The 9,964-nt window shown below is 72.2% G+C and carries 9 protein-coding genes and 1 pseudogene; 7 read left to right on the top strand and 3 right to left on the bottom strand.

Annotated elements, in window-relative coordinates; all coding sequences use genetic code 11:
- Nucleotides 1-727 (top strand): sensor histidine kinase (locus H5J33_RS13265; RefSeq protein ID WP_258565045.1); only part of this gene is annotated, 727 nt, incomplete at its 5' end.
- A 3-nt stretch (nucleotides 728-730) separates the two neighbouring features.
- Here H5J33_RS13265 and H5J33_RS13260 read toward each other — a convergent pair.
- The gene (locus H5J33_RS13260) at nucleotides 731-1,405 is read right to left on the bottom strand and encodes a response regulator transcription factor (protein ID WP_220212295.1); all 675 of its coding nucleotides are present in this window, start codon (nucleotides 1,403-1,405) and stop codon (nucleotides 731-733) included.
- Between the two features lie 186 nt (nucleotides 1,406-1,591).
- Here H5J33_RS13260 and H5J33_RS13255 point away from each other — a divergent pair, with 186 nt between their 5' ends.
- The 3 genes and pseudogenes from H5J33_RS13255 to H5J33_RS37420 form a co-directional block, all read left to right on the top strand.
- Entirely contained in the window at nucleotides 1,592-1,984 is a 393-nt protein-coding gene (locus tag H5J33_RS13255) for a helix-turn-helix domain-containing protein (protein WP_181795105.1), read from the top strand.
- Between the two features lie 73 nt (nucleotides 1,985-2,057).
- Entirely contained in the window at nucleotides 2,058-2,468 is a 411-nt protein-coding gene (locus H5J33_RS13250; protein ID WP_181795104.1) for a VOC family protein, read from the top strand.
- Nucleotides 2,469-2,529: 61 nt separating this feature from the next.
- Nucleotides 2,530-2,658 (top strand): annotated as a pseudogene (locus tag H5J33_RS37420) (DUF397 domain-containing protein); the annotation flags it as partial.
- Between the two features lie 20 nt (nucleotides 2,659-2,678).
- Here the strand turns inward: H5J33_RS37420 and H5J33_RS13245 are convergent.
- Both H5J33_RS13245 and H5J33_RS13240 read right to left on the bottom strand, forming a co-directional pair.
- Nucleotides 2,679-4,040 (bottom strand): hypothetical protein, encoded by a 1,362-nt coding sequence (locus tag H5J33_RS13245; protein WP_181795103.1) that lies wholly within the window; start codon nucleotides 4,038-4,040, stop codon nucleotides 2,679-2,681.
- Between the two features lie 52 nt (nucleotides 4,041-4,092).
- Nucleotides 4,093-7,110, bottom strand: coding sequence for a glycoside hydrolase family 3 N-terminal domain-containing protein (locus tag H5J33_RS13240; RefSeq protein ID WP_181795102.1), 3,018 nt, complete (start codon nucleotides 7,108-7,110; stop codon nucleotides 4,093-4,095).
- A gap of 144 nt (nucleotides 7,111-7,254) precedes the next feature.
- Here H5J33_RS13240 and H5J33_RS13235 point away from each other — a divergent pair, with 144 nt between their 5' ends.
- The 3 genes from H5J33_RS13235 to H5J33_RS13225 all read left to right on the top strand — a co-directional run.
- Nucleotides 7,255-9,120 carry a lectin gene (locus tag H5J33_RS13235; protein WP_181795101.1) on the top strand — a complete coding sequence of 622 codons (1,866 nt, stop codon included), beginning with the start codon at nucleotides 7,255-7,257 and terminating at the stop codon, nucleotides 9,118-9,120.
- A 7-nt stretch (nucleotides 9,121-9,127) separates the two neighbouring features.
- Nucleotides 9,128-9,616 carry a hypothetical protein gene (locus H5J33_RS13230; protein ID WP_258565044.1) on the top strand — a complete coding sequence of 163 codons (489 nt, stop codon included), beginning with the start codon at nucleotides 9,128-9,130 and terminating at the stop codon, nucleotides 9,614-9,616.
- A gap of 55 nt (nucleotides 9,617-9,671) precedes the next feature.
- Nucleotides 9,672-9,964: GPP34 family phosphoprotein (locus H5J33_RS13225; RefSeq protein ID WP_181795100.1), on the top strand; the 293-nt coding region annotated here is incomplete at its 3' end.

Below are 9,964 nucleotides of genomic sequence, written 5' to 3'. Positions count from 1 at the left end.
CCTGGTGCATCGTCGCGGGCGCGGCGGCGCTGACCGTCCTTACCGTCCTGGCCACCGGCCTGTCGGCGGTTCGCGGTCCGGCGGCGGAGCTGGTGAGCTGGAGACCGCCCGAGCCACCCTGCTCGCGGACAACACCGACCGGCTCCGGCGCCTGGAGCGCGACCTGCACGACGGCACCCAGGCCCGGCTGGTCGCTCTGGCGATCACCCTCTCACTGGCCGAAGACGCGCTCACGCCTCCCGCCGGTCCGGACCTCGGGCGGTTGCGGACCCTGGTGAACCGCGCCCGCGGCCAGACCGACGACGCCATCACCGAATTGCGGCGGCTGACCCGGGGGATTCACCCGGTGGCGCTGGACGGGGGCCTCGGCGAGGCGTTGCCGGGCCTCACCGCCGCCTCGCCGGTGCCGGTCGTCATGCGCCTGGACCTGGGAGAACGCCCGCACCCGGTGGTCGAGCGGGTCGTCTATTTCTGCGCCGCGGAGCTTCTCACCAACATCGCCAAGCACAGCGGTGCCCGCTCGGCCGAACTCACCGTGCGCACGGCTGACGGCCGCGTGCGCCTCAGCGTGCGCGACGACGGCCGGGGCGGTGCGGCGGTCGGCGTCGGCACCGGCCTGACGGGGCTGGCCGAGCGGCTCGCGGCGGTGGACGGAGCGCTGCGGGTGGACAGCCCGGCCGGTGGGCCGACCGTGGTCGTCGCCGAGCTGCCGACGCGCCTTCCGTGAGGGTCAACTCGTCGTTTCCGCGAGGTAGTTCAGGACGGCTTTCACCCGGCGGTTGTCGGTGTCGGTCGCCCGCAGGCCGAACTTGGCGAAGACGGCGGCGACATGCTTCTCCACCGCCCGCTCCGACACCACCAGCAGCGCGGCGATGGAGCGGTTGGAGTGGCCTTGTGCCATCAGCTCGAGCACGTCGCGCTCGCGTGGCGTCAGGGTGTCCACTCGCCTGCGCTGTCGGCCGCCCATCAGACGAGTGACCACTTCCGGGTCGAGCACGGTGCCCCCGTCGGCGACGCGGTGCAGAGCGTCGACGAACTCGCTCGTGCGGGCGACACGTTCCTTCAGCAGGTACCCGATGCCCGCCGCGCCGTCCGCCAGCAGCCGGGAGGCCCAGACCGTCTCCACGTGCTGGGAGAAGACGAGGATGCCGACCTCGGCTGTCCTCGCGCGGATCTCGACGGCGGCGCGAATGCCCTCGTCTGTGTGTGTGGGTGGCATGCGGATGTCCACCACTGCCACGTCGGGTCGGTGTTCGGCCACCTCGGCGAGCAGTTCCGGTGCCGTTCCTGCGGTGGCCACGACCTCGCAGCCGCGGGCGCCGAGCAGTTCGACCATGCCGTCGCGCAGGACGACGGAGTCCTCGGCGAGTACCACGCGCAGATGCCTATCGATCACGGTCGCCATTATCGGGCGGGTTGGGGGCGCCGCCGTGGGTGTGGGCTCCGGTGCTCATCAGCGGCTGTCGGGCCGCTCGCTTCCCGGTCGGTGTCGGGCTGAAGCGAGCGAGCGGCCCAAAGGGGCGGTGGGCCGGGCCGGTGCCGGGCCCGTGGGTGGGCTGCGTGGTGGGCGGCCTCGTGGTGGAATGGCGCTGTGAGCCGTGCCGTGGAAGAGACGAACCGCCGCATGCTCCGGGCGCGGGACGCTATGGACCGGGACTACGCGCAGCCGCTGGACGTTCCGGCTCTGGCCCGGATCGCGCATGTGTCCCCGGCCCACTTCGCGCGTACCTTCCGGGCCACGTTCGGTGAGACGCCGCATCGCTACCTCCAGCGCCGCCGGGTGGAACGGGCGATGTTCCTGCTGCGGGAGACCGACCGCAGCGTGACGGACATCAGCTTCGCGGTCGGCTTCACCAGCCCGGGCACCTTCAGCCGTACCTTCCACGCCATCGTCGGCCGGTCACCGCGGACTTACCGCAGGGAGGCGGTGGCCGCGGGCGTACCGACGTGCTTCACGATGGCCCACTCCCGGCCGCACACCTGAGCATGCGGCCGGGCGCCGGCGATCGAGCAGTTCTGGATAAGTTTTCGCCTCCCCCGCTCGATAGCGTGAACTCATGTTCAACGCCATCACGCAGTCACAGATTTACGTCCTCGACCAGGACGAGGCCCTCGACTTCTACGTCGGCAAGCTCGGCCTGGAGGTCGCCGCCGACGTCCCCTTGGGGTTCATGCGCTGGCTGACCGTCAGCGTCCCCGGCCACCCCGAACGCCAGATCCTCCTGGAGAAGCCGGGCGCGCCGGCCATGTCGGAGGAGACGGCGGAGCAGGTGCGCGAGCTGGTGACCAAGGGCGCCATGGGCGGCTGGCTCATCTTCACCACGGACGACTGCCGCAAGACCTACGAAACGCTGCTGGAGAAGGGTGTGGAGTTCACCGAGGAGCCCACCGAGCGGCCGTACGGCATCGACTGCGGCCTGCGCGATCCCTTCGGCAACCGCATCCGCTTCACCCAGCCGAAGCTCTGAGGGCCGGCGGGAATCCCGGGTCGCTTCGCGAGGAACTCACACCAGACGATCCTTCCCGGCGATGATCCCGACGAGCCAGGGCGGCGACTGCGCAGAGGTAGCCGCCCACCCCTTTGCCATCCGCATCCGCGGCTCCAAGGCCCCCACCGGCCCCACGCTCACCCTCTCCCCCGCCACCTGGAACGACTTCCTCAAGGGCATCCAGCAGCCTCAGAAGTTGCCCCCACCGAAGTCCCCGCCACCGCCCCCGTCGAAGCCGCCCCCGTCGCCGAAGCCGCCGCCGAAGTCACCGGGGTCGAAGTCGGTGCCGGAGACGTCTCCGCCCTCGTAGCCGCCGCCGTAACCCGCCTGGTCACCGAAGTCGCCGTACCCGGCTCCGTAGTCGGCGGCGTAGGCGGGCGTGGCCATCAGGCCGCCGAGCATGGTGCCGACGAGGAGGCCCGGGAGGAGGCCGCCGCCGAAGTAGCCGCCGGCCCAGGGGCCGTAGGCGGGGCCCGCGTCCCAGTAGGGGCGGCGGCCGTAGTCGGTGTCGACCTCGCGGATCACCGGGTCGCGGCCGTCGGCCAGACGGGTGGCGTCGGCCGCGCAGACCGGGACCTGGCGGGGGGCGCCGCCGGGCGGGGTCCAGGTGGCGTCGGTGACCGAGGGGCCGTGGCGGGGGTCGAAGAAGCAGGGCGGGCGGCGCTCCGGGAGCGGGCGGGCCTCGCGGCGGGCGGCCAGGCGGGCCAGGGAGAAGCGGCCGTCCTCGAGGGCCTCGGTGACGCCGCGGACGTCCTCGGGGCGCTCCGCCATGGCCATGCGCTGTTTGGCGGTGTCGTAGGCGTCGAGCGCGTGTTCGTAGTCGGCGCGCATCGCGTCGTCGGCTTCGGGTGCCGCGGGCTGGAAGTCGAGGCGGTCGAGTTCCTCGCCGAAGGCGGTGATGTCCTCGTCCACGACCACGCGCAGCCGGTCGAGGGCGGCGCGCTGTTCCTGTTCGCGGCGGCGGCGGTTGCGCCGGACGAGGGTGTACGCGCCCGCGCCGGCGAGTACCAGGACCGCCGCCGTCGTGATCAGGGCGGTGCCGGACACGCCGTCGCCCGTGCCGCCCCAGCTCTTGGGGGCGTGGCCGCCCATGTTGAGCAGGGCGCGGTCGGAGAAGTCGGCCAGCTGGGTCTTGGCGTCCTCGCCCTGGACGCTGCGGACGAGGTTCTGCCGGGCCGTGGGCGACATGACGGAGGAGTCGGCGCGGGCGTCGAAGCGGTCGCCGAGGCGGATGCCGTACAGGCCGGTGATGCCGGTGGCCGCACGCAGGTCGGCGAAGAGGTTCGCGGTGGGGTAGCCGGCCGGGAGGACCGCGATGAACAAGGGTCTGTCCGCGCGCTTGATCCGGGCGGCCAGCGCGTCGGCGGTGTCGGCGGGCAGCTGGCCGCGGGCCGCCGGGTCGACGTAGACGGGGCTCTTGCGCAGGGCCTGGGCGATCGTGGAGACGCTGGTCCGCGCGCTCGCCGGGGGTGCGTACAGGGTCGCCAGCACCAGGGTCAGGGCTGCCAGCAGCAGGGCGGGGAGGCTTCGGGTCCGCGGAACGGCCTTCATATCTAAAAATTACCCGAAACCTCCCCAAAGGGGGTGGCCGATTGCCGAGCGGTCAGGCGGCTCGGTACGCCTCCGCCAGCTTCCGCACCGCCTTTCCGTACCGGCCGGTCAGCAGCAGGTGGTCCGCGTCGGCGAAGGGCTTGGACACCGCCTGGGTGAGGTGGCCGGCCGCCTTCTGCTGGACCAGGAGGCGGGCCCGGGTGACCAGGGCGCGGCCGGTCCGCGCGTCCCCGTGGCGCTCGGCCGCCGTGGCCCGCGCCGCCAGGGCGCGCAGGGTGGACGCGCCGCCCCGCGGGAGCTCGGCGAGGGTGGTCAGGCCCCAGCCGTACGGGAACTGCGGGTCGTACGCCGTGTCGCCCACGTTGATCGGGAGCTGTGCCCCGGACTTCGGCCAGCTGACCGGGAGTTGTCCGGTGAAGGGGCGCTTGCCGTAGAGCACGTCCGCGACGCCGTCGCCCTCGGTGCCGGGCAGCCAGGAGGCCACCAGGGCGTCGATCTCGCCCAGGCGGTCCCCGATGAGCTGGGGGCGGCCGGAGACGATCAGGACCGCGCACTTCATGGCCGCGCAGACCTTGTCCACGGCGGCCTGGTCGGCGGCGGACAGGGTGAGGGCGTGGCCGTTGTTGCCCACGTCGCCGACGCCCTCGGCGTACGGGGTCTCGCCGACGACGACCACGCCGGCGTCGTAGCCGGCGGTCGGGGCCGAGGCGTCCTTGGAGTAGGTGACCTGGCCGCCCGCCTTGCGCAGGCCCTGGAGGATGGTGGTGCCGGGGACGGTGTTCCCGGAGGAGCCCTGCCAGGTGACGGTCCAGCCGCCGGTCTGGTTGCCGATGTCGTCGGCGTTCGAGCCGGCCACGTACACCTTCTGGCTCTTCTCGAGCGGCAGCAGACCGCCCTTGTTCTTCAGCAGCACCTGCGACTCGGCGGCTGCCCGGCGGGCGACCTCGCGGTGCTCCGGGGAGCCGATGGCGGCCGCGTGGGAGGTGTCGGCGTAGGGGTGCTCGAACAGTCCCAGCCTGAACTTCTCGGTGAGGATGCGGGCGACCGCGTCGTCGATCCGCTTCCGCGTGACCCGGCCCGCCTTCACCTCGTCGGCGAGCGTGGTGCTGAACTCCTTGTACGCGTACGGCACCATCATCATGTCCACGCCCGCGTTCACCGCCGTGCGGAACCGGGTGGCCTGGTCGCCGGGGAGCTGGTCGGCGGCGTTGTAGTCGCTGATCACGAAGCCGTCGAAGCCCATCCGGTGCTTGAGCACACCGTTGATCATGTCGCCGCGGGCGTGCATCTTGACCGCGCCCTTGCCGTCGCCGGTGATGTCCAGGGAGGAGTACGACGGCATGACCGTGCCGACGCCCCGGTCCACGGCCTCCTGGTACGGGGCGAGGTGGATGTCCTCCAGCTGCTTGCGGGTGACCGTGGTGACGCCCTGGTCGATGGTGTACGTGCCGGTGGTGGAGGAGCCGTACGCGGTGCCGCCGTCGGCGGCGAAGTGCTTGGCCGTGGCCAGTACCTTGTCGTTCCGGCTCAGGTCCTTGCCGTTCGCGCGGCCCTGGAGGCCCTGGATCACGGTCTCCATGGACTCCACGAGGGCCGGGTCCTCGCCGTAGGACTCGTAGGCGCGCCCCCAGCGTTCGTCGCGGCTCACGCACAGGCAGGGCGCGAAGTCCCAGGGGACGCCGGTCGCGCGGACCTCCGCGGCCGTCACCGCGCCTGTCTCGTGGGCGAGTTGCGGGTCGCGGGAGGCGCCTATGCCGATGTTGTGCGGCAGGATCGTGGCGCCGGTGAGGTTGTTGTGGCCGTGGACCGCGTCGACGCCGTAGATCAGCGGGATCTGGAAGCGGGTGGCCTGGGCGCGCAGCTGGAAGGCGTCGATCATCCTCGCCCACGCCTCGGGGGTGTTGGGCGTGGGGGTGGAGCCGCCGCCGGACAGCAGTGAGCCGAGGGCGTAGGCGGTGATGTCGGTGCCCTGGCCTACGGCGCCGCGCTCGGCCTGGGTCATCTGACCGGCCTTCTCCGCCAGGGACATCCGGCCGAGCAGGTCGGCGACCCGCTTGCGGACGGGCAGCCTGGCGTTCAGATACGGCAGTCCGTGCGCGTCGATCACGACCTGCGGGGTCTCCGCGGGGGCCTTCGCGCCGGCGACCGTCAGTTTCAGCGGGATGGTCTCGGCGGGTTCGGCCGCCCGGTCGCGGCGGGTGGGCACCTCGATGGTCCGGGTGGCTCCGGAGGCGGTGCCGGCCGGGAAGGTGAGGGTGCCGGAGACGGGGGTGTAGTCGGTGCCGGGGGTCGCGGTGCCGCCGGCCGTGGTGTAGGTGACGGTCACGGGGTCGGCGAGAGGGGCTTCGCCGGTGGTGGCGACCGACACCCTCACCTTCGCCGTTCCGCCCTCTTTCACCGGGTGGACGGGCGCGTCGGTGGTGACGGAGGCGCGCAGGGCCGGGTCCGGCGTGCCGTACAGCTCCACGCCGTCCATGGCGAAGTCGCCCTTGGTGCCGGGCGGGAGGGTGACGGAGTAGCCCCACATCTCCCTCAGGCCGAGGATGTGGTCGATGCCGCCGACGGGCTGGTAGTCGGTGCGGTAGGCGAAGTCGGTGAAGGGGAGTTCGACCCGCTTCCAGCCGGTGAAGTCGTCGGTGAAGGAGGTCGTCCAGAGTTCGGAGGCCTCGCCGTGGGCGCCGCCGTCCTTGATCTCGACGGTGATCTTCCGGCCGTTGTTCCGGCCGTCCCACCAGAAGCGGATGCCCCGGTGGGCGGACCAGTCGTGGGCGGGGGCGGTGGCGGCGTAGTCGTGGGTGAAGCCGCCGTAGCCGCTGATGTCGTAGGTGCCGGTCAGGACCTTGGCGCCCTCGGGGGCGTCGGCGCGGTCGGCCAGGCGGAGGGCGGGCGGGTCGTCGGTGTCGCCGCCCCAGGTGAAGATGCCTTCGGCGGGTTGCCGGGCGAAGGGGACCTCGCCCTCGAAGCGGTCGACGGTGGCGGTGGGCGGCTCGTCGGCGGCGCGGGCGGTGGCCGCCCAGGGCAGCAGACCGGCGAGGAGCGCGGCGGAGGCGAGCAGGGCGGTTCTTCGCATGGACCTTCCCTTGACTCTCACGGTTCACTCGTGGACTCTCGTGGTTCACTCATGGCTTAGCTCACGCCGTGAGTTAACTAGGGGCTCATACGCCCGTCAAGACGACCCGTCAGCCCTCCCCACCCGCAGAAAGGGCGACGCACCATGAGGAGAACCCCCCACGCACTCCGGCTGCTGCTGGCCGGACTGCTCTCCGCCGCCGGGTACGGCATGGCCGCACCCCCGGCGCACGCGGCCGGTGAGCAGGTCACCGCCTGGCTCACCACCACCGACGACGCCGCCGGCCGGCACGTCGTACGCGGCCTGGCGCCGCAGACCCCATTCGCCTTCCAGTCCGGCGCGGGCGGGAGCGGCGAGAACATCACCGTGGACGAGAACACCCGCTACCAGACCTTCACCGGCGGCGGCGCGTCCTTCACGGACACCGCCGCCTGGCTGCTGAACGGCAGCGGGGCGCTGACACCGGCGGCCCGCGACGCGGCCATGCGCAAGCTGTTCTCACCGGCCGACGGCATCGGCCTGTCGTTCCTGCGCAACCCGATGGGCGCCTCCGACCTGGCCCGCTACGGCTACACCTACGACGACGTGCCCGCCGGGCAGAGCGACCCGTCGCTGGCGAGGTTCTCCATCGCGCACGACCTGGCGGACGTGGTGCCGCTGACGAAGCAGGCACTCCGGCTGAACCCGTCGCTGACCGTGATGGCCTCGCCGTGGACGGCACCGGCCTGGATGAAGGACAGCGGCTCCCTGAACGGCGGCTGGCTGAAGGCGGAGGACTACGGCGCGTACGCCTCGTACTTCGTGAAGTACCTCCAGGCGTACAAGGACCAGGGGATCGACGTCTCCTACGTCACCGCGCAGAACGAGCCCACCTGCTGTTCCGGCTATCCGTCGATGAGCTGGAACGCGAGCGGGCTCGCCTACTTCACGAAGAGCGAGCTGCTGCCCAGGCTCCAGGCGGCGGGGCTGGGCACGAAGGTGCTGGCGCACGACTGGAACTGGGACACCTACGACTCCTACGCGGCGCAGACCGTGGACGACCCGGCCGTGCGCAGCCACCCCAACTTCGGCGGGATCGCCTGGCACGGCTACGGCGGTGACGTCGGCAAGCAGACGGCCGTGCACGACAGGTACCCGGCGCTGGACGCCTTCGGCACCGAGCACTCCGGCGGCACCTGGATCGCCGACCAGCAGCGCGAGGACATGGGCAACATCATCGACTACACCCGCAACTGGGCGAAGTCGGTGACCAAGTGGTCGCTGGCCGTGGACCAGAACATGGGCCCGCACAACGGCGGGTGCGGCACCTGCACCGGGCTGGTCACCGTGCACGACGGCGACGGTGCGAGCGGCACCGTGGACTACACCGTCGAGTACTACGACATGGGCCACCTGACGAAGTTCGTCCGCCCCGGCGCCCAGCGGATCGCCTCCACCGCGTCCACCGCCGTGCCGAACGTGGCCTGGCGCAACCCGGACGGGAGCAAGGCGCTGATCGCGTACAACGACTCCGCCTCGGCCCGGACCGTGACCATCGACTGGGGCAACCAGCACGCCACTTACTCGCTCCCCGGCAAGACCTCGGCGACCTTCACCTGGTCCGGCGCCCAGTCCGGGGGCGGCGACCGGACCGGGGCCTTCGTGGGCCTGGCCGGCAAGTGCCTGGACGTGGCGGGCGGTTCGAGCGCCGACGGGACGGCGGTGCAGCTCTACGACTGCAACGGCAGTACCGCCCAGCAGTGGACCGTCCAGGCCGACGGTTCCATCCGGGTGCTCGGCAAGTGCCTGGACGTGACGTCGGGTTCGACGGCGGACGGGGCCAAGGTCCAGTTGTACGACTGCAACGGAACCGGTGCCCAACGGTGGTCGTACAACGCGGCCACCGGTGATGTGGTGAACACGGCGGCCGACAAGTGCCTGGACGTCACCGACAACTCGTCGGCGAACGGGAGCCGGGCCCAGATCTGGTCGTGCACCGGGGCCGCCAACCAGAAATGGGCACTGCGTTAGGCGGGACATGCGACACACGGGGGCCGTGGCGGCGGGGATCGCCGTCGGGATGCTGGTGCTGAGCGGCTGCTCGGCCCTGGACCTGCCGCTCGCCGGGGTGCGGGCCGCGCCGGACGGGACGCCGTACGCGGTGTTCCGTCCGTGCGGGGACGACGGCTACCAGAACCCGTCCCTGGACGGGCGGCCGGACGGTGGCGACGACGGGCCCGTCACCACCGGCTGGGACGTGCGCGAGGAGGGGCTGCGCGGCGACGTCGAGTTCCCCCTCTTCGCCCCGCCCGCCGGCTGGGGCGCCCGGCACCGGGGTCCGCAGCGGCTGCTGCCCCGGCACCACTACGTCCTGGGGTTCGGGCAGTACACCGGCGGCGACGCCCACAACGGGACGGTCGAGTTCACCACCGAGCAGGTCGGACGGCTCGAGCCGGGGCAGGTGTGGGCCGACGGGCGGGTGATGAGCGGGCCGGAGTTCGAGCGGCTGGCCTCGGACTCGTGCTGACGCCCGCCGGTGTGCCGCGCTGCGGATCGGGCGGGGGCGGACCAAGGTGGAGGGCATGACCACACCGCAGGATCTTTTCCTCGTCAGCCTGGACGTCCCCGGTGAGCACCCCGTCGAGCAGGGCGACCTGTCGCTGGCACTGGCCGGGGCCGAGCTGATCGACCTGCTCGGCGTGCGGGCGCTCACCCTGGACGGCGAGCTCGTCGTGCCGGGGCCGGTGCTGACCACCGGTGACCGGATGCTGGACGAGGCGGGGGCCCGGCTAAGGCGCGAGGAGCCGTACGAGACGGTCGAGGACTGGCTGTGGCGGCGCGGCGAGGGCCTGGCCGTGGCCTACCACGACGTGCT

Source organism: Streptomyces sp. WELS2, assembly GCF_013870595.1.
Classification (GTDB): Bacteria; Actinomycetota; Actinomycetes; order Streptomycetales; family Streptomycetaceae; genus Streptomyces.
The sequence above is the reverse complement of the archived record's forward strand: the minus strand, read 5'-3'. Positions and strand labels throughout refer to the sequence as shown.

What these genes read in the sequence shown, in the direction of transcription:
- H5J33_RS13240 (WP_181795102.1), bottom strand. Translation starts at nt 7,110, where the DNA reads ATGCGAAGAACCGCCCTGCTCGCCTCCGCCGCGCTCCTCGCCGGTCTG.
- H5J33_RS13260 (WP_220212295.1), bottom strand. Translation starts at nt 1,405, where the DNA reads ATGGCGACCGTGATCGATAGGCATCTGCGCGTGGTACTCGCCGAGGAC.
- H5J33_RS13230 (WP_258565044.1), top strand. Translation starts at nt 9,128, where the DNA reads ATGCGACACACGGGGGCCGTGGCGGCGGGGATCGCCGTCGGGATGCTG.
- H5J33_RS13245 (WP_181795103.1), bottom strand. Translation starts at nt 4,040, where the DNA reads ATGAAGGCCGTTCCGCGGACCCGAAGCCTCCCCGCCCTGCTGCTGGCA.
- H5J33_RS13250 (WP_181795104.1), top strand. Translation starts at nt 2,058, where the DNA reads ATGTTCAACGCCATCACGCAGTCACAGATTTACGTCCTCGACCAGGAC.
- H5J33_RS13235 (WP_181795101.1), top strand. Translation starts at nt 7,255, where the DNA reads ATGAGGAGAACCCCCCACGCACTCCGGCTGCTGCTGGCCGGACTGCTC.